This window comes from Paraburkholderia sp. 35.1, assembly GCF_050436525.1.
GTDB lineage: Bacteria > Pseudomonadota > Gammaproteobacteria > Burkholderiales > Burkholderiaceae > Paraburkholderia > Paraburkholderia tuberum.
Genome location: NZ_JBNDMJ010000002.1, coordinates 3,013,524 through 3,031,864 on the forward strand (window position 1 = coordinate 3,013,524; position 18,341 = coordinate 3,031,864).

General features: G+C 68.8%; 16 protein-coding genes. All 16 read right to left on the reverse strand.

What is annotated here, in order from left to right:
• Positions 1–3 precede the first annotated feature (3 nt).
• The 16 genes from OKW27_RS19680 to OKW27_RS19755 are packed head-to-tail and all read right to left on the reverse strand — an operon-like array spanning position 4 to position 18,310.
• Positions 4–2,166, reverse strand: a complete 2,163-nt coding sequence (locus tag OKW27_RS19680; protein WP_429334507.1) for a hypothetical protein — start codon at positions 2,164–2,166, stop codon at positions 4–6.
• Entirely contained in the window at positions 2,163–4,934 is a 2,772-nt protein-coding gene (locus OKW27_RS19685) for a hypothetical protein (RefSeq protein WP_429334508.1), read from the reverse strand. Before OKW27_RS19685 ends, OKW27_RS19680 begins: the two co-directional genes overlap by 4 nt.
• Positions 4,931–7,483, reverse strand: coding sequence for a putative baseplate assembly protein (locus OKW27_RS19690; protein ID WP_429334509.1), 2,553 nt, complete (start codon positions 7,481–7,483; stop codon positions 4,931–4,933). The genes OKW27_RS19685 and OKW27_RS19690 overlap by 4 nt, the downstream gene beginning before the upstream one ends.
• Complete coding sequence (locus tag OKW27_RS19695) at positions 7,480–7,854, reverse strand: GPW/gp25 family protein (RefSeq protein WP_429334510.1); 375 nt, start codon at positions 7,852–7,854, stop codon at positions 7,480–7,482. Before OKW27_RS19695 ends, OKW27_RS19690 begins: the two co-directional genes overlap by 4 nt.
• On the reverse strand, positions 7,851–8,174 hold the full coding sequence (locus OKW27_RS19700) for a hypothetical protein (RefSeq protein ID WP_429334511.1): 324 nt from the start codon (positions 8,172–8,174) through the stop codon (positions 7,851–7,853). Before OKW27_RS19700 ends, OKW27_RS19695 begins: the two co-directional genes overlap by 4 nt.
• A gap of 9 nt (positions 8,175–8,183) precedes the next feature.
• Complete coding sequence (locus tag OKW27_RS19705; protein WP_429334512.1) at positions 8,184–8,756, reverse strand: phage baseplate assembly protein V; 573 nt, start codon at positions 8,754–8,756, stop codon at positions 8,184–8,186.
• Positions 8,753–9,880 carry a hypothetical protein gene (locus OKW27_RS19710; RefSeq protein ID WP_429334513.1) on the reverse strand — a complete coding sequence of 376 codons (1,128 nt, stop codon included), beginning with the start codon at positions 9,878–9,880 and terminating at the stop codon, positions 8,753–8,755. Before OKW27_RS19710 ends, OKW27_RS19705 begins: the two co-directional genes overlap by 4 nt.
• Positions 9,877–10,278 (reverse strand): hypothetical protein, encoded by a 402-nt coding sequence (locus OKW27_RS19715; RefSeq protein ID WP_429334514.1) that lies wholly within the window; start codon positions 10,276–10,278, stop codon positions 9,877–9,879. The genes OKW27_RS19710 and OKW27_RS19715 overlap by 4 nt, the downstream gene beginning before the upstream one ends.
• A complete protein-coding gene (locus OKW27_RS19720; RefSeq protein ID WP_429334515.1) occupies positions 10,275–10,910 on the reverse strand; it encodes a hypothetical protein in 636 nt (211 codons plus the stop codon). Before OKW27_RS19720 ends, OKW27_RS19715 begins: the two co-directional genes overlap by 4 nt.
• On the reverse strand, positions 10,907–11,245 hold the full coding sequence (locus OKW27_RS19725; RefSeq protein ID WP_429334516.1) for a hypothetical protein: 339 nt from the start codon (positions 11,243–11,245) through the stop codon (positions 10,907–10,909). Before OKW27_RS19725 ends, OKW27_RS19720 begins: the two co-directional genes overlap by 4 nt.
• Positions 11,242–13,224, reverse strand: coding sequence for an ATP-binding protein (locus OKW27_RS19730; RefSeq protein WP_429334517.1), 1,983 nt, complete (start codon positions 13,222–13,224; stop codon positions 11,242–11,244). Before OKW27_RS19730 ends, OKW27_RS19725 begins: the two co-directional genes overlap by 4 nt.
• The gene (locus tag OKW27_RS19735; RefSeq protein ID WP_429334518.1) at positions 13,221–14,516 is read right to left on the reverse strand and encodes a DUF4255 domain-containing protein; all 1,296 of its coding nucleotides are present in this window, start codon (positions 14,514–14,516) and stop codon (positions 13,221–13,223) included. Before OKW27_RS19735 ends, OKW27_RS19730 begins: the two co-directional genes overlap by 4 nt.
• Positions 14,513–15,274, reverse strand: coding sequence for a hypothetical protein (locus OKW27_RS19740; protein WP_429334519.1), 762 nt, complete (start codon positions 15,272–15,274; stop codon positions 14,513–14,515). The genes OKW27_RS19735 and OKW27_RS19740 overlap by 4 nt, the downstream gene beginning before the upstream one ends.
• Positions 15,271–16,032, reverse strand: a complete 762-nt coding sequence (locus tag OKW27_RS19745; protein ID WP_429334520.1) for a hypothetical protein — start codon at positions 16,030–16,032, stop codon at positions 15,271–15,273. Before OKW27_RS19745 ends, OKW27_RS19740 begins: the two co-directional genes overlap by 4 nt.
• Positions 16,033–16,034: 2 nt before the next feature.
• Positions 16,035–16,553: a phage tail protein gene (locus OKW27_RS19750; RefSeq protein ID WP_429334521.1), complete on the reverse strand. Its 519-nt coding sequence runs from the start codon at positions 16,551–16,553 to the stop codon at positions 16,035–16,037.
• 11 nt (positions 16,554–16,564) lie between these two features.
• On the reverse strand, positions 16,565–18,310 hold the full coding sequence (locus OKW27_RS19755; protein ID WP_429334522.1) for a phage tail sheath family protein: 1,746 nt from the start codon (positions 18,308–18,310) through the stop codon (positions 16,565–16,567).
• Between the last annotated feature and the right edge of the window lie 31 nt (positions 18,311–18,341).

Sequence of the window (18,341 nt, forward strand, 5' to 3'; positions counted from 1 at the left end):
GGCTCAGCTTGCATGGATCACTCCGGCCTCGAGCCCGATGCGCAGATACTCGGTCAGGCGGAACTTCAGATTCGCTTCGCGCCGCACGTTGTACAGGCCGTGGAACACACCCATCTCGTCGCCGCTCTCCGCACCCTGCGCGAGCTCGGCGGGTCCGCTGTCCGCGAGTTGCAGGTAAGCCGCGAGGCCGGGCAGCCGGCTCACGAATACCGGCTCGACCCGCAACGCCACCTGCGCGCCGAGTGCCTGTTGCGCGGCGCTGTCGAGCGCGGGATTCCGCGCCACGGCGACCGAGAGCGCCGCGGCGATCGCGAGGTCCGGCTGGCAGCGGAATCGCCGTGGCGTAACCGAGCCGGGCGGCACGTAGCTGTAACGCACGCAGCCCGCGTGGGTGCGCTCGAACCGCGCGATCCCGCTCACGATGCTGTTTTCGATCAGGCTCGTCTCGCGCGCGCTGATCGTGCCGAGCACGGTCGACGCGGCGAGATCGACCTCGCCGCAAGGGCTCACGCCGTCGCCGCCGACGATCGCGGCTGCCTGGTCCGAACCGGCATCGATCGCGCTGTCGCTGATCGAGATCGTCACGCGTTCGTCGATCTGCAGCGCCGCGCACAGCGCACTCGCGATATTCAGTGTGCCGCCGCCGTCGTAAGTCCAGACGAGCGGGCCGCGCAGCGTACAGTGCTCGAGGTTCAGCGTGAACGCGCTATCCGGCGCACCGGTCGAGCCGCTCGAAGACGAGCTCGAAGACGAACCGGAAGACCCACTCGAAGACGAACTCGAAGACGTACCCGAAGACGAACTGCTCGAATTCGACGGGCCCCGCACCAGGATTCCGTCGCTGACGCCGATGCCGCGCAGCGTGACGCTGCCGCCCGCCACTGCGTCGATCGTCAACGGGCCGAGCACGATCGGCCGCGCGTAGTCGGCTGCGCGCACGACCAGCGGCGCGCCTGCCGGCGTCAGCGCGAAAGTGTCCTCGAAGGTCCCGCTGTCGGCAATCTCGAACACGCCCTGCTGCAGCTTCGACGGCGCGGCCGCGGCGAACGCCGCGACCGTCTGCGCCGCGGCTTCGCCCGGGTCGGGCGGGCGCATGTAGGTGCCGCCGCCGTACGGTCCGCTGAATGCATACGCACAGGCGACGCGCACCGGCGCAGGCGGTGCGCCGTTGAACATCAGGCGGCCGAGTTCGGGGTCGAACGCGGCGCGAATGCCCGGCTCCGTCGGCGCGGTCCATTCGGACAGGTTGCAGCAGCACAGCTGCAACGGGCCGATGGGTGCGCCATTGCTGTCGAAGATCGCGAGCACGGGACGCACGCCGAAAAACGCCGGCGTATACGACGCGAGCGTGCCGGCGTGAACCGCGCGCAGCGATTCGAGCTCGACATACAGTGCATCGCGGCGCACCGGGAACGGCACATTGGCGCGCGCGGTGACGACGAAGTCCTGCGCAAGCGGCTGCGCCGGATTGACGAGCGCGACATCGCGCCCGAACGGATCGAACGTGTAGCGGTTCGGGCCGACGTTCGCGGCCGTGCCGAGCCCGACCGTGCCGAACGTGGCGTCCTTGCCGACCAGCGTCGCGCCGCCAAACACGCGCAGACGCCACACGAACACGCCCACGTTCGGAATGTTGTAGCGCCCGCGCCCGCTCGCGATGCGGCGCACGTCGGCGCTGCGCGTCATCATGTCGAACGCGGTGTCGAAGTCCGCGGCGCTCTGGAAGCCGTGCACGTCGACGCACGCGTTGCCGGCGCGCACATGGTTGCGCACGTATTGCGACACGGCGAGGCGCGCGAAGAACTCCACCGCGACCGTGGGCCAGCCGGTCAGGTCGAAGCCGAGCTGATCGAGCACGGCGAGGGTGCCCTTGCGCCGCCGGTAGCCGATCGTATCGGCCACGTCCGCACGCGCGGTCGCGTTCAGCGGCGGAATGGGCCGCACCGCCCGATAGCCGATCAGCTCGCCGATGTACGGAATCACCCACGGCGCGCAGGTCTGAATGAACAGGTCGTCGTAGAGCTGTTCGAGATCGGCGTCGATCAGCCGCGCCTGAGCGGCGAGCACACTGAGCAGGTTCAGCAGGCTGCCGCCCGCTTCGGCATCCTGCGTACGCGTCGCGACCGGCAGCAGCGCATAGATCGAGTCGGTATCGAGCGGATTCATGCGTGCACCACCGCTGGCAACGGTCCGCTATCGAGCGTGAGCAATTCGGCGCCGCTCAGCGCGCCGCCGCGTAGCTGCGGCGGCCTCGCGCGCAGCCTGTGGGTCGTCGCGAAACCGTTGCCCGCATTAGCATTGGCATTGGCATATGCATTGGCGGACGTGCTGGCGTTGTCGTCGGCGGCGCCGGTGTACTTCAGCGCGTCGAGGCTCAGTGCGATGACGCCCGGCACCGCCTGCAGCGTCGCGATCACTTCGCTCGCAAATACCGGCTGCATGAAGCTGCGCGCATCGAAACCGAACGCCGCGCGCAACGCGCATATCGCGCTGGCGACAACGGCGTCGGCGTCGAGCGTCGGATCGACGGTGAGCGTCGCACCGATGGTGAAGCTGCGCGGCACGTAGCTGCATAGCGTGATCGGCACTGTGCCGTCCGTCGCGTCCTGCATCGACTTCACGAGGTAGCCGAACTGTGCCGACGACGAATCGAGCGTCGCACCGCCCGCGCCAGCAACGGTCACGCACGCGACCTGGCTGCGGCCGTCCCACGCCCAGACCGCGTCGGCCTTCGCGATCGCCGCGCTCGCGCGGGCGAAGTCGCCGACGTCTTCGAGCGTGACGATGCGATCGAGCGCGCGCACCGTCGTCGCCGCATTGAGCCGGCCGGAGTCGCGCGTTTCAGGATCGCCGCCGCCGCTTGCCGCGACCGGGTTGATCACGCCTTGCAGGCCGGTGGGCCGCGTGAGCAGCGTCGTGATGCGGCCGGCGTCGACATTGCCCTCGCTGCCCAGCCCCTGGCGATAGGTGGCCGTGACGTTGTTCTGTCCGGACGGCAGCCGCGCGCCGCTGTCGGTGCCGTCGCCGAACTGCACGAGCGTATTGCCGGACGCATCGACGGAAGTCGTGAACACCCGCGCGCTCGACGCCTGCGACGCGAGCCACGGCACCTCGCTCCACAGTGCGCCGTTCACCCTGACCGCCAGCGTCGAAGCCGTGCCGGATGGCGTTGCCGCGCCGACATAGGTGAGCGGCGGCTGCTTCAGCGCGAAGGTCTGCCACGTGGCGGCCCCGTTGCCGCTACCGAGAATCTCGCTCTTCGACGCGCCCTCTGTCGCCGGCGCAACGTTCGCGTTGATCGTCACCGACGTGCGATCGTAGCTATGCACGAGGTCGAGATCGAGGCCGATCTGCGTGTAACCATCGACGAGCGCGAGCGCGGCAATCTTGCGGACTTCGCTCACGCTGCGGCTTCCCTGGTCGAGCGCCGCGCCGGTGATCGCGACTTGCTGCCCCACCGCGAGGCCCAGCTGCGCGGACGCGAGCACGATGCTCGACCCGGCGACCCGGTTCGTCGCGGGCTCGGGCTCGGGAGCGACGCTGTACTGACTGGTCGCGCCGAGCACAGTGGTGGTTCGCAGCGCCAGCGAGGCGGCGCTGGCCGGCGCGTTCTGCAGCGAGATCTGCGTGACTCTCGACGACAGCATGAAGCCCGTGCGCGCGACTTGCCGGGCTGCCGCGATCTGGCACACGATCGGCGTCGCGTCCGGCGCGACGAGCACGACCCAGCCGTTGGCGACGAGCGCCGGATAGACCTGGTCGAGCGACAGCCAGCCGGCGCTTCCCGACGGGTCGGTCGACACGGTGGCCGGAGGTGTGTCCCAGTTCGGCAGCACCGTGGTTTCGACGCCGCTGCCGATCGGAGAGAACGTGGGCAACGACGCCCACAGCGGCGCGTTATGGCCGAACAGCGCCGCCCGCACGCCGAGCCGGAACACCTGGATGGCCGGCGCCGTGCCGGGCAGCGCGTTGATGTTGTCTTCGAGTTGCTGGATCGGCCATTGCAGCTTCAGCGCCTGGGCCACGAGGTCCGCCTGGTCGCCCCATGTCACGCCGCGGATCGCGCCCGCGAGCGCGGCATCGCCGAGCTTGCCGGCGAGCGTTTGCGGCGTCGGCGACGGATCGGGCATGGCCGTCGGCGGGTCGCCTCCGTTGTCGAACACCACGAGCGTGGTTTGTGTGACGGTTTCCAGCGTCACCTGCGCGACGCGGTTTATGCCGCTTTGCGGGCTCGCGCCGCCGCCGATCAGCACCAGCAGCCAGTCGCCTGCCTGGATGCTCGCATTGAGCCCCGCAAGCCGCAGATACCCGGGATTCAGATTGTCAGCCGTGTCGGTCAGCGCGCGCGCCGCGCGCGGCCGCAGCGCGTTCCAGCCATAGCGCGCGTCGATGGCCGCGAGGGTCTCGAAGGTCACCGGCTGTTCGCCGGGCCCAGGCACGCTCTGCGCCTGCAGGCCGACCGGAACCGGCACGACCGGCGGCACCAGTTGCGCCTGCGGGCCCGCCGGGGCCGCGCTGGACGGCGAGCCCGCCAGCGCAGTCGGCGGGGCCTGGATCGTCAGCGCGAGCGGCACGCTCGCCGCCACGCCCGGCGCCATCCGGTAGCCGACCAGCTTCGCGAGTTCGCGCACCGACACCGGGTCGGTTGCCGTGCCGAGATAGTGCTCGTTGGCGCTGCGCTCGCTGTAGAACGTGAGGATGTCGCACACCACCGCGAACGCGTCGAGCAGCGCGATCGTGAAATCGTCGTCGCTGCGGGTTTTCAGCGCGTCGAGCGCTTGGGTCGCGGACAGCGCGTCGATCATGCTCGCGCGGAATTGCGCCCACGTTCCCACGCGGTACGCGAGCGCCGGCAAGCCGGGCCGGTTCGAGACCGTCACGGGCGTCTCGATCGAAACGCCCGCGCAGCAGTCGCAGTCGCAGTCGTCGTTCATATTCCGCCATCCACGGTGAGTTCGAAGACGCCCCGCTCCGGATAGTCCGGATCGTTCGCCAGCTCGAAGAGTTCGGTGGCGCCCGGCACCAGCACGCCCGCACGCAGCGCGGCGTTGCCGGGCAACTGTTCGCGCTCGAAGCGCGTGATCCTGACCGACATCACCCCTGCCACGCGTTGCGCGAGCGCCACCAGCGGGCTCAGGTAGAAAGGCTCGCCCATCAGGAAGCGCCGCGGGCTGAACACGCCCGGGGTGCCGTCAGGCTGCAGGCCGCTCGTGAACATCGAGAAAAGCAGTCGCGCGAGATCCGCGGCCACGAAACCACTCGCCACGCACACATGCATCGCGACGCGCAGCGGCACGCGCACCGCGTCTTCGACTTCGAGGTCGTGCCCAGCCATCCGGTAGCTGTTGAGATACGCTTCGAGGCCGGCCTTGAACGCGCTGTCGACCGCCGTCGCATCGGTGCGCTCGACCGTCACGAACACCGTCGTCCAGCTGCCGGTCCAGCGCAGGCTCGCCGCCGCGCGCATGATCCCGGGGTACATGAGCGTGCGGTCGACATAGTCCTGCGCGGTCACCGCGCGTTCCTGCTGGCGGAACGCGACCGGCGCGTTCTGGCGCGCGTGCGCGAGCGACTCCGGATCGCGTCCGCCGAAGGCCGGCAGCGGATTGCTGACGGCGTCGACATAACCGCCGCCCACGAAGTTGGTGTCGATCAGCGTGATCGTGTCGGCGCCGACGTTGCCCGCCGCGCCGTTGCCGACGCGGTAGAAAGCCTTGAACACCGTCGACGGCTCGACCGCGCGGCCGTTCACGCCGTCGCCGAAGCGCAGGTATGCGGTGCCGTCGTTTTCGACTTCGGTTTCGAACGCCGGCGTCTGCGGGCCGATTTCCGCGTCGAGCAGGTCGCCCACCGCGTACCAGTCGGGCAGGCTGCCGTCGGCGTCCGTCCCGGTCAGCGTGATGACCGGCGCGGTGTCGCCGGGGCTCCACTGCGCGGCTTGGGCGGCGGGTCGGATCGGCAACTGGCCGTTCGCAGGCTGGTCGCTCACGTAGGGATTCGTGGCCGCCATCGTCACGCCCGGCTCCGATAGCGCCGGCCGATAACGGCCATAAGGCGGCACCGCTTCGAGAAGCTCCGGCATCGGCTCGAGCGGGCTGCCGAGCGTTCGCCCGTGGTCGGCCAGCACGACGTTGCCATAGGCGACGCTCACGCTCGGCAGCGGCTTGTTCCCATGTTCGGCATCCGTCACGCTCGACACGCACAGCGGGAACGTCAACGCATCGGCGTCGTGCCAGACGATGCGGGTCACCGCGCACTGCGTGAGCCGGTCGACGCTCTGCTCGCCGTCACGCACGAGCCGCACGACGCAGCGGTTCGCGGGGTTCGCGTCGGGGGGCGCGCCGGTGAGCGGACCCATCGCTTCGGCGAGAATCAGGATGTCGCCGCGGCTGAGCGTGTAGTGGCCGTAAAGCGTTGCCGAAGTTGCGCCCACCGCGAGACACGAGTGCTGCGCGCTCCATGCATAGAGCGGCATCCGGTTGTTGTTCCGGTACAGCGGGCGCGGGTCAGGCGCGGGCGAGTCGCCGTTGGTGTAGCGGTCGGCCATCACCTCGAAGAACGCCGCGCCGGCCGCCAGCGCCGCGTCGTAGGTTCCGGTGTCGGCCGGCAGCGCGGGAGCGCTCGCGCCGTCGAATACCGTGCAGCAGCGGGTGCCCGGCGGCACGCCGCCCGGCAGGTCGCCGCCGAGGTCGAGTTGCAGCCACACGCGTGCATTGCTGCCGTCATCGAGCCGATAGTCGACGAGCCGCGCGTGACGGCGGATCGAGATGCGCAGCCGCGCGGTGGACAGATACGCCTCGGTGTCGATCACGTCGTGCCGGTAGCTCAGCTGGTCGGCCACATACGCGAGTACTTCCACCACCGCAACGCCGAGATCGGCCGCATTGCGTTCGCTCCAGCGCGGCGCGAGCAGCGCGAGCCGGTCGAGCATCACCTGCACGAAGGCCGGATAGTCGCGCGCGAGGTAGTCGATCTGCGGCGGCGTCTGCGCCGCTTCGGCGCACACGCAAGCCGTCTTGCAGTCGAACTGCTTCGCGCATTCGACGTGAAACGTGAAGGTCGCCGCGCACAGCACGGGATCGAAGCCCGTGGGCGCAATCAACGGGTCGGGCGGTTCCGCGGCCGGCGGCGCCGGGGGCTGCGTGCCGATCTGCAGCGTGTACGTCGAAAAGTCGCCCACCTTGTTCGTGACGACCTGAAGCTGGTTCGTCGCCGGGCCACGCTGCACCGAGGTCACGGCGATCGACGTGATGCGCTCGCCGCCCGCAATCGAAACCAGTGCTTTCGTGAGCGGCGCGCCGACGGCGCCCGGCAGCGCCGGATCGACATCGGTATCGATGTCGAAGATGAACTGCACGATCAGCCGTGCCTCGTCCGCGGGATCCACCTGGATGAAGTCGATGCCGTTCACCGGCGTGAGCTTCGGGTCCGTCTGCGAGCGGCGGACCAGGTTGCGTCGGTCGTCGAGCGCCGCTGAGCTCACACGCTTCTCCCGAACACGACGCTCGCGGCGTCGCCGCTCGCGCGGTCGATATAGCTCACCTTGACGGTGAGCGTCGAATCTTCGCTGTCCACCTCGACACTGGCGATCTGGATCAGGTCGCCAAGCCACGTCTGCAACGCGCCGGCCACCAGCACCTGGGTGGTTGCCGCGAGCGCGGGGCTGTTCGCGTCGAACACGAGGCCGAGCACGCCGCTGCCGAAGGTCGGGCGCATCACGCGCTCGCCGGGCGTCGTGAAGAGCACGGCCTCGATGAGGTCCTGCAGATGGCGCGCGCGCGTTGCCTCCATCGTGCGGCCGCGGCCGTCGATGCGGTAAGGCGCGGCGACCGGCAACATCGGCACGGGGTTCATAGCGCGCTCACCCGGGTCTGCGTCGAGACGATCAGCGGCGGCCCCTGCGGCGCGCCGGTCGCGCCCATCGACAGGCCCTGCGAGGCCTGCGTGATCGGCGGCGCGCCGTTCACCTGCACGCGCATCGCCGGCGTGAGCCATTGCACCCGCAGGCACGGCGGCGGCGGCGTGAGCGCGCAGCCCGCCACCATGAACTGGTCGGCGAGCGTCGCGACGGGCATACCGCTCACCAGTACGCGCGGGCTGCCGGGCAGCACCGTGATCTGGCCGCCGTGCGGACACATCGCCACAGCGCCGACATGAAACAGCGGTCCGGCCATCAGCGTCTCCTAGATCACGGTCAACGCACCTTCGTTGACCGTCACGGTCGGGCCGATCAGCGTGAGCGAAGCGCCCTTGCCGTTTTGAATGTAGATGCCCGTGTCGTTGACGATCAACGTTGCGCCGGTCGTGCTTTTCAACATGATTCCGCCGGTAGGACCCGGCAGATCGCTGACCACGATGCCGTTCTGCAACGTGGTCTGCAGCACGATCGTCGCGACTTCGGGCGGCGCGGCATGCACGAGCACCGGCACTTCGTCCGCGCCGCCCCAGAAGCAGCCGACCCAGATCGGATAGTCCGGATCGCCCTGCTCGAACTCGACCCACACGCCCGAGCCCACCGGCGGCACGCTCGCCACGCCCATCTGGATGCCGGCCACCGGCATGCACGGCATCGCCCACGAGGTCGGCACGACGGTGGACACGTCCGGCACGATCACCTGGATCCGGCCGATCTGCATGGGATCGACGTTGTTGAGCACCGTGCCGCGGTACTTGCCGAAGAACTGCTGCGACGCGTTGGAGCTTTCCTTTTCCAGCGTGTTTCCTGATTCGTTCTGCGAAGTGCCGTAATCGCTCATGACGGTAGGCTCCCGAGTGTCGAGACGAGGCCGTTGCGGCTCAGTTCGAATTCCTGCTTGTATTCGCCGCGCTTGATCTTGTGCGTGACGCCGGTGACGTAGTAAAGCCCGTCGAACGCGAGACCCGCGCCGCGCAGCCCCACGAGCGAGCGCGCCTTGAGCACCCGCCCGTAGCGCAGCACGTTGAGCGAACCGCTCGCGCCCACCGCCTCGGCGCTCGTCGACGCGCGCGCCATCGCGATCAGCGCCGCGCGCATCGCGGACCACTTCGCCGCGCCGGTGGTCAGCTCGATGCGTGTGGGGATCGGCTCGATCGCGCCGAGCGGCGGGTTGAGCGGCGAGATGTCGCCGACCGTGATCGGAATCGGCGTCTTGGTGAGCGGCTCCTGGATAAAGACGATCGGCAGCGCCTTGCGATTGTTCTTGAACGTGAACTGCAAATGCTCGACGTTCGAATACGCGTCGGCGTCCACCGCGAGCGCGGGCTGCACCGGGCCCACCTTGATCTGCGGTCCCCAGTAGGCGATGCTCGTGCCGGGCTGCGGGCCGGGGTCCAGATAAAAGACGTAGCCGACCTGGTCGGCGAGCCGCCGGATGTGCTTCAGGTCCGTGCCCTTCTGGCGCGGGATGCGGTCGATCGGCAGCGGGACGTCGATCAGCACGCTGGGGATGATCATCGGCGCGACGCCCAGCACCGCGTACTTGACGAGCAGCAGCGCGACCTGCGCTTCCGCCGGCATTGCGGGCAGCGGCAGGCCGCTCGTGTCGAACAGATCCATCACGCGTGTCAGGTCTTCGCCGATGACCGTCAGCGTGGTCTTGCCGTTCTGCACGTCGGTGCCGACGTGATGATCGGTCATCACGCCATCGATCAGCACATTCATCGAGCCGTTGACCGTGACCGCGACGACCACGCGCATCACCGGCGGGATGCTGCCGCCCGCGACGAGAAAGAGCGTCTGCAGCGGCGAATCGACGTCGATCAGAAAGCTCAGCTCGAAGCCGCTCGTGCTCACCGCGCGCGTCGACACCGTCACCGACTGCAGCGCGTCGATCATCGTCTGCGACGCCTTGACCGGCACGATTGGGCCGATCCACAGCGACAGTTCGATCGCATTGGTCATGACAGGCCTCCGGGCGTGCTGGGGGCAAGCGGGATTTTCACGCTCACGTCGGCGGGCGGCGGCGTGGTTTGTCCTGGCGGGACGGCCGGCTGCGGCGGTTCGAGCGGATCGCTGGGGCGCACGGCGAGATTCGCGTCGGCGATGCGCCAGTACAGCAACGGATCGCCCAGATAGCGCGCGGCGAGCAGGTCGACGCGATCGCCCTGCTGCACCCGGTGCAGTGTGAGCGTCGGGTACAGCGCGGCGTCGGCGATGATGCGGCGCTTGATATAGCGGATCACCGTGCCGTCCGGCGCGGTGAAGGTGAGCACGGGCAGCGCGTAATAGCGGCTGCTCGTGTCGTAGCCCGTCGCGGGCAGCGCGCCCGCCGCAAGCAGTGCGTTCAGCATGTCGCTCATGGGACACCCGTGATGCCGAGATTGGCCAGCGTGCCGCCTGCCGCCTCTTGCGCGAGCCGCTCCTTTTGCTGCTGATACGCGAGATAGATGCTCCCGCCGCTCGACGAATACGGCAGGTCGTCGATGCTCAGCACGCGCAGCCCGAGCGACACCTTCGCGCGAACGGGATTCAACGCGCTGTCGAACATTTCCTCGGTGACGCTGAACTCGGTCACGCGCACCGGCACCACGCGATTGCGGCTCCATACGAACAGCGCGAGCGGCGCATCCATCGGCGCGATTTCGAGCACGCCCTGGCGCGCGTTCGCGTCGGCGGTCGCGAGTTGCTGCGTGGTCGGATAGATCATCGTTTCGAGCGCCGCCAGTTGCGAAGCGATGCCGTTGGCGACCGCGTCCGGATAATTGCCGGGATCGGCCAGCGCATCGGTCGCGTCGATCTCCGCGTCGAACTTGAAGGTTTCGATCGCGACGCCCTTCAGGCGCAACTGATCGACGTGCGGTCCGCTGTCGGCGCCGACGCCCTGCACCTGGAGCGAGCGCGTGAGCGTCTCCGGGTTGTACTGCAGCGCGATCACGCGCAGCAACGCGGCGCTGGCGGGATCGACGAGAACGATGCCGGCCTTGAGCATCATGAACTCCGGTAGGCAGCCCGGCGCGCGCGCTGCGGCGAGCGCGCGTCGCGCTGGAGCTGCGGTTGGGTTTGCGCGAGGCCGTCCCAGATGCGCGTCGCGAGCGCCGCGCCGAGCGAGCGTGGCGTGGCCCAGGCGTCCATGCGCAGCGGGCTCGCGACATAGCCGTCCACCGCCGCGCTGCGGTACGCCCCGCGCCCGGCCGCGATGTGCTGCGCGAGCGCCGCTTCGAGCGCTTCGGCGAGCGCGCGGCGCTGGCTCGGGCCCAGCGTTGCGCCCGGTTCGTTGCGGTGCAGGCTGAGTCTGTCGATGACGACGACCACGCGCGACGTTCTCATGTCCACCCTCCGATTTCGACTTCGCTCGGCGTACGTTCGAGCTTCGCGCATTCGGCAAGCGCGGCGTGCCGCAAATGCTGCATCGACACCGCGCCGGCCTCGTTCGCCGCGAGAAAGGCCGCTGCAACGACGATGTTGCGGATGCTGCCGCCCGCCACGTGCAGCCGCGCCAGTTGCGCGCAATCGATCGGCCCGACCGGGACCCCCGAGCCGAGCAGGCGTTGCCAGATCGCGATGCGCTGCGCGTAGTCGGGAAACGGAAAATCGACCACGAAGCGCAGCCGGCGCATGAACGCGGAATCGATCGCACCGCGCAGGTTGGTCGTGAGGATGGAGATGCCCCGGTACGACTCCATCCGTTGCAGCAGATAGCTCACTTCGAGATTCGCGTAGCGGTCCTGGCCGCGCTCCACTTCGCCGCGCTTGCCGAAGATCGCGTCGCACTCGTCGAACAGCAGGATCGCCCCGCTCGATTCGGCCGCATCGAACACGCGGCTCAGGTTCTTCTCGGTCTCGCCAATGTATTTGCTTACCAGCTGGCTCAGGTCGACGCGAAACACGTCGAGGTCCATCGCCGTGCCGAGCACTTCGGCGGCCATGGTCTTGCCGGTGCCGCTCGGTCCATGGAACAACGCGGCAATGCCGAGTCCGCGCCCGTCGCCGCGGCCCACACCCCACTCGTCCTCGACGAGGCTGCGATGGCGCGCATGCGAGACGATCTCGTGCAGTGTCGCGAGCGGTGAGTCGGGCAAGACCAGTTCGGCCCATCCCGCGCGCCGTTCGAGCCGTTGCGCGAGCGCGGCGAGTTCGTTACGTGCGCTCACGCGCGCCGCGCGCCACAGGCGTTGCGCAAGCGGCGCGTCGTCCGCGGCGCCGCGCGCGCGGCGCGCGGCCGTGGCGATCGCGAGCGAATCGAAATCGAACTGCGTCGTCACGCGATCGATCGCCGTGCGCAGCGCAGCGTCAGGCTGCGGGCCGTCCGCGAGCGTGCAGCCCAGCGCCGTGCCCCACAGCTCGACCTGCTCCGCACGCGGCACCCGCGTGACGTCGAACAGATGCATCGGGCGCAGCGCGCAACGCAACGGGTAGCGCGTGCCGAGCGCGACCGGCGTGGCGAAGCGCTCGACGAAGCGAGCCAGTCCGTCGCGAGCGTGGATCTCGGGCAATTCGTGCGCATCGATGAAGAGCGCCGCGCGGCGCAACAGCGCCTCGCGTTGCCAGGCCCGCGCGCGCGCTTCGAGGTCGTCCGCCGCGCCGTTCAGGATCGACGGGTCGAGCGCCCACGTGCCGAAGCCGAGTTGCGCGAACGCCCGGGTCGCGACCTCGCGCTGGCCGACGCGGTCGTTGCCGGTCAACTGCAGGACGGGCGTGCTGCCTTGCGGGGCCGCCACCGCCAGCACCTGCGCGACTTCACGCGCGACGCGCGCGTGGGTGGGGGCGAGCACGGCGCTCACGTCGAGCGGGCTCACGTAGCCGTCGATGCGCGCGTCGAGTTCGCTCACGCCCGCCAGTTCGTGCAGGAAGGCTTCGTCGATGCGCAGCGGCGCCTGCGTGATCGGAGCCGCGCGCCCCAGCTCGACCAGCCCCCAGCGGCGCAGCGGGCTCGACGGCGCGAGCGCGCTCCAATGCGCGTCGTCGAATACGGCGAGCGCGAGCCCGAAGCTCGGGTACGGGCGCGCCGGATCGCCGTGCGCCTGCGCGCACAACTCCGCAAAGCCCGCTTCGAGCTCGATCGCCGCGCACAGCACGACGATGCTGCGCTCGAACGACGACAGACCGAGCCGCGCGCTGGCGATGTCGAGCGCGCTATTGCCCTCGCCAGCAGGCGCTTGCTGTGCTGGCTGCTGCATTAGCGGCCCGGTGACCTGCTCCGCACACTGAACGTGCCGCGCGACGCGCGCGCGCACCTGCGCGATCTCGTCGGTCAGCGCGCGCTGGTTCGCGTCGAGCCACGCGGAGAGTGCGTCGTCGGTTTTCACAGCGTCACCTTCGGCGTGCTGAACGCGTGGGTACCCGCATCGAGATCGAGCGGGCTGTCGGCGCCATCGACGCGGATGCGCACGAGATAGTCGCCCGCCGGGACGCCTTGGGTATCGACCGTCACCTCGTTGGGCGGCGCGAAGCCGTCGGCGGTCGCATCGAACAGATACGAGCGTGCCGTCGCACCGGCAGGCGGATTGAGCGGATTGAGCAGCAGCGATATTTTTTGCGTCGCGGTAAACGCCGGGTCGAGCGTCACCGTGATCGGCACGAGCGGCGGCGACATCGGGGTCGTCGGCGCGCCGACCTTGATCAGATAGTCGTTCGGCGGCGCCGCATCGCGGCGGATGCGCGGCTGCAAAATGAAAGACGCCGCGTTCGATTCGGCAAAACTCGTTTTCGGCGGCGTGCCGAAGTCGACCTGCCGCACCACGCTCACCGTGTTCAGGCCCGCCGTCAATACAGGCAGCGGCGCGCTGATCGTTGCGCCGGTGCCTTTCACGGTGGGCGTCTGCGGCGCGGCGGGGTTGCCGCCGAACACGACGACGGTGTTCTGCGCGACGAGATTGGAGCCCGTGAGCGTGATCGACGCATCAGGCGCATACGGGATGATCTGCGGTGCGATCGCGTCGATGACCGGATCGACGAACGGCAGCACGACGATGTTGCGGCTCAGCACCGGCAGCGCCGCGACGACCGGCGTCTGCGTCTCGATCAGCACGACCGAAACCGCATACGCCGCCGACACGCGGAACTTACTCTGAAATGCGGTCCACAGTTTCGACAGTTCGTCGGTGCCGATCTGCTGCGGCACGATCTTGATCATCTCGATCTGGTTCGCGAGATCGGCGCTCGCGAGCGCCTGGTCGAGCGCCGTGGCTGGCGACTGGAACACCTTCGCGATCTTGTCGCGAAACAGCACCGGAATTTCGTGCACCGCCTGCATGCCGACGCCGAGCATGATCTGCGCTTCGTAATCGCCGGCGCTATAGGCGCTCATCAGGTAGTGCAGATCGATGGCGAGCGGCGCGCGGCCGATCTGGCTGCCGCTGCTCGAACGCGTGGGCAGCCCGACTTCGCGCCAGCCCTGGTTGTACGTGACGTGATAGAGGAACAGGTTCAGGTGCGTGACTTCGCCGTCGATGACGGTGACCAGATGATCCGGCGGCGACGACGACGTGGTGGCGCTGCCGAGCACCGTCGGCAGCAGGAGTCGCGCGGCCGCGACTGCGTCGTCGACCACCGCGGCGATGACGCGGGTGGTCGCCGCAATCGCGAGAGCGGTACTCATGGCCGCCCCCGATCGCGCGTCCGGAGATAGGCGTCGAGCGAAGGCGCGCGCAGGCCCGATTCCACCCGGCGCGCAGGCGCGCTCGCGGCGGATTGAGCGGACGTCGCGTGCACGTCGATATGGCCGATGCGGACCATCACGACGGGCGCGTCGTCGAGCGTTCGCGTCGATTGCTGCACGGCCGCCGGACGCACGCGCGGCGCGGGCGGCGCGGCTTCGTCGTGATTGCGCGCCGCGCGTCGTGCACGGGCCACGTCTGCCGCGCTCGCAGTTTCGAGTGCGTCACCCGGCGCAGGCTGCCCGCGCGCGATCTCGCGAGCGCCGCCCGGCAACGGACGGAGCGACTGCCTTGCGGGGGGCTCGGACCCGTTGACGGAGGCATCGGGCGGCGCGGCGTCGGAGCGTTCGCTGTCGTCCGCTCGCCAGATCGGCTGCAGCGATCGCAGTGACGGCACCGTCGCGTCGAGCGGCAACAGGCGCTCCGCGCGCGCCGCGTCCTGAACCTCGAATGCCTGCGGTGCGGCCGGCTCGCTCGATGCCGCGTCCCCGTATGAAGCCGCCGGCGCGTTCGTGTGAGGCGCTGCGGCGATAACGGCGGCGGCGTGCGTGCTCGCGAGCGCCTCCTCTTCCTGCATCGTGACTTCGGGCTCGCGTTGCGCCCGCTGCGGCGCTGCGCCGAAGCGGTAGCGCGGGCGCGGTCTGAGCCTCGGCCCGCCGCCGAGCGTCAGCGAAACGACGCGGTCGATATAGCGGCTCACCGTACGAACTCCAGATAGCGCCGACGCCGCGCCTCGGGCATCGCGAGGATCGCGGCTTCAGCCCAGCCGTATGCGCTGGCGAGCGCGTCGACGTCTTCGATCAGACGCCGCGCCGACGCGCTCAGCTCGTCCCACAGAAACTCGCCGATATCCACGGCCAGGACGCTCGCGCCACCGCATTCGGGACAGTCCATCGCCAGTTCGATCGACACGCCGTCACACAGCCGCTCGATCCCATCGCCGATCGCTTCGGCCAGCGGGACGGCGAGCTTGTCTTCGCTCAAGGGGGCGGCGCTGTCGGGCAGGCGGCAGCGTTCAATCAGCGCACGCGCGGCCATCTGCGGCTCATCGCAACGCGCAATGGCGGCGAGATCGTAGCTGTTCGGTACGCGAAAGCCGACCGTGCGCCCGCCGACCGTCACCGTGCCGTGCTCGCGCGCATCGGCGCGGCCGCACTGGCCGAGATCCACCGTGATATCCGTCTTGCACGCGCAGACCTCGCACTGGCCCACGCCGTCGAGCCGCGCGCCGAACGCGGCGATGCGGCTCGCGATCAGCAGTTCGTCGCGCCGCTGGATCGACAGCGCGGCGAGCGTCGCGCGCGGCGCGTGCGTGAACGCTTCGAGAATCGACAGCGCCCGGTCGAGCGGGTGCTCGCGCTCCGCGCGCTCCCACACCGCGAACAGCCTTTCGCCATCCGGCACACCCACGACGCGAAGCATCGCGACGCCAGGCGTAGCGGCGCCAGCCGTCGTCATGTCTACGACGTGAGGGTCGGCTCGGTGGGTTCGGTGACCGACGTGTCGCGCTCCCATCCCTCGTTCTCCAGTTTGATGTGCTGGATCGCCACCGCGTTGGCGTTCGCATCGAGATCCGGTTGCGCCTGATATTCTGACACCCAGCAGCGGAACACCTTGTACGCGATAACCTTCTGCCCTGCCTCGTTGTACAGCTCGATGATGATGTCCTTGCGAAAGTCCGCGAGCGACACCTCGGCGCCGAGCCCCGCGCCGAGATTCCATACCTTGTTCGCCCACGCCTCGAAGTCGGGGTCGTGCGTGACGCCGCGCTCGAGCGTGATCGCGTCGAACTCGGTGCGGCCCGGCGATTTGCGCGTCGTGCTGGGATCTCCGCCCTCGCGATGTTTGACCACCTCGGTCGTGCGCTTGAGCATGCCCACCTTGCTCACGCCCGCTACATAGTGGCCGTCCCATTTGACCTTGAACTTGAAATTCCGGTAAGCATCGAAGCGTTGCGGATTGACACTGAATTGCGCCATGGTCGTATCCCTCAGGCGGAGCCGGTCTGGCCAGCAAGCTGCTGGATCTGCAGTACGACGAATTCGGCGGGCCGCAGCGGCGCGAATCCCACCAGGATGTTCACGATGCCCAACGCCTGGTCAGTGGGCGTCGTGGTCTCGCTGTCGCATTTCACGAGGTACGCGCTTTTCGGCGTCGAGCCCGCGAACGCCTGCTGCAGAAAGAGCCCCTGCATGAACGCCTGAACGTTGAGGCGAATCTGCGACCACAGCGGCTCGTCGTTCGGCTCGAACACCACCCATTGCGTGCCGCGAAACAGACTCTCCTCGATGTACAGCGCGAGGCGCCGCACGGGCAGATATTTGTAGTCGTCGGTGAGCGCGTCGGCGCCGCGCAGCGTGCGCGCGCCCCACACCACATTGCCCGTGAAGCGGAAATTGCGCAGGCAGTTCACACCGATCGGATTGAGCTGGCCGTTGTCGGCGTCGTTCATCGGCACGCTCAGACCCTGCACGCCGACGAGTCCGGCCGCTGTGCCCGCCGGCGCCTTCCAGACGCCTCGCGACGCGTCGGTTTGCGCAATCACACCGGCCACGGCGCCCGACGGCGGATAGTTGTCGAGCAGGCCGGGGCGCAGCGGATCGACTTCGATCAGCATCGGGAAATAGATCGCGCCGTAGTCGCCGCCCGCCGTGAGATTCAGTCCGGATGGCCCGGCCTGCGCGGCGTCCTTGACACTGACCCAATCGCACGGCGGGTCGACCAGCAGCACCGCGCGCCGCGACTTGCAGTAGGCGAGCGCAAGCGGATAGACGGTGCTGTAGAACACGCTGCCCGAGTTCCACGTTGGCGTGTCGGGCGGGATCGCGAGCAGATTGAAGATGTCGGTGTTCTCCAGCGCGTAGATGCCGGTCTTCGTGCTCGGATCGCCCGGAACGTAGATCCCGGGATCGACGATGATCGCGCTATCCACGCCGCCGCTCAGGTTCGGCCAGGGGCCGAGCGTCTGCGGCGGATTGGGCGGCGAAGGCAGGTTCGCAGGGGTGGGCGTGGTGACGGGCGTAGCGGCGGGCAGCATCGGCGAGCCGTCGGTGTGCTGCTGCATTGATACGAGCTGCGATTCGATCGGCAGCACGAGGTCGATGCGCCGGGTGCCGTCCACCACTGACACGTTACGGATCGTCTCGTTCACGCCACTGCCGGTATCGGTCACGAACAGATCGAAGAGCTGCGTCTTGTCGCTGTAGCCGAGACTCGTGACCACGGTCTGATCGAGCGTCGGCTGCACGACCACATGCACCTGCACCAGGTTGCCCCACGTGCCCGGACTCGCGGCCTGCAGCGCGAGGCCGATCGAATCCGCGCCGGACTCGTCGATGCGCGCAACGCCATCTGCCTGCGGGCCGAGCGAAAAGCTGCTGGTCGTGGTCGACGAAACCGAGCTGCTCGAAGTCACGCCGCCACCGCCGACCGAGGACGTGCTCGCGCTACTGCCCGATGACGACGCGCCTGACGACCACACACGCACGATCACCGCCTGGCCGCCGCCGTTGGCGAAGAAGTCGCGCACCGCGTAGCTGAGCGGATAGCCGAGGGCGAGGCCGCCGAACATGCGGCCGAAGTCAGCAAAGCTGTTGACGATTTGCGGGGAGTCGATCACGCCGCGTGCGGCGCGCCCGATGAAAGCCGCAATCGAAGTTGGCACGCCGGTGATCGCGTGGACGCCGCTGGGCAGTTCTTCGACGTAGACGCCGGGATAACTCAAAGTAGCGGGCATGTGTCGGCTTCCTCGCAAGCTGAGTGCGTCA

Bases quoted from the DNA above. Each gene is read 5' to 3' on its own strand.
- OKW27_RS19680 (WP_429334507.1), bottom strand. From the start codon at position 2,166: ATGAATCCGCTCGATACCGACTCGATCTATGCGCTGCTGCCGGTCGCG.
- OKW27_RS19685 (WP_429334508.1), bottom strand. From the start codon at position 4,934: ATGAACGACGACTGCGACTGCGACTGCTGCGCGGGCGTTTCGATCGAG.
- OKW27_RS19695 (WP_429334510.1), bottom strand. From the start codon at position 7,854: ATGAACCCCGTGCCGATGTTGCCGGTCGCCGCGCCTTACCGCATCGAC.
- OKW27_RS19700 (WP_429334511.1), bottom strand. From the start codon at position 8,174: ATGGCCGGACCGCTGTTTCATGTCGGCGCTGTGGCGATGTGTCCGCAC.
- OKW27_RS19705 (WP_429334512.1), bottom strand. From the start codon at position 8,756: ATGAGCGATTACGGCACTTCGCAGAACGAATCAGGAAACACGCTGGAA.
- OKW27_RS19710 (WP_429334513.1), bottom strand. From the start codon at position 9,880: ATGACCAATGCGATCGAACTGTCGCTGTGGATCGGCCCAATCGTGCCG.
- OKW27_RS19715 (WP_429334514.1), bottom strand. From the start codon at position 10,278: ATGAGCGACATGCTGAACGCACTGCTTGCGGCGGGCGCGCTGCCCGCG.
- OKW27_RS19720 (WP_429334515.1), bottom strand. From the start codon at position 10,910: ATGATGCTCAAGGCCGGCATCGTTCTCGTCGATCCCGCCAGCGCCGCG.
- OKW27_RS19725 (WP_429334516.1), bottom strand. From the start codon at position 11,245: ATGAGAACGTCGCGCGTGGTCGTCGTCATCGACAGACTCAGCCTGCAC.
- OKW27_RS19735 (WP_429334518.1), bottom strand. From the start codon at position 14,516: ATGAGTACCGCTCTCGCGATTGCGGCGACCACCCGCGTCATCGCCGCG.
- OKW27_RS19745 (WP_429334520.1), bottom strand. From the start codon at position 16,032: ATGACGACGGCTGGCGCCGCTACGCCTGGCGTCGCGATGCTTCGCGTC.
- OKW27_RS19750 (WP_429334521.1), bottom strand. From the start codon at position 16,553: ATGGCGCAATTCAGTGTCAATCCGCAACGCTTCGATGCTTACCGGAAT.
- OKW27_RS19755 (WP_429334522.1), bottom strand. From the start codon at position 18,310: ATGCCCGCTACTTTGAGTTATCCCGGCGTCTACGTCGAAGAACTGCCC.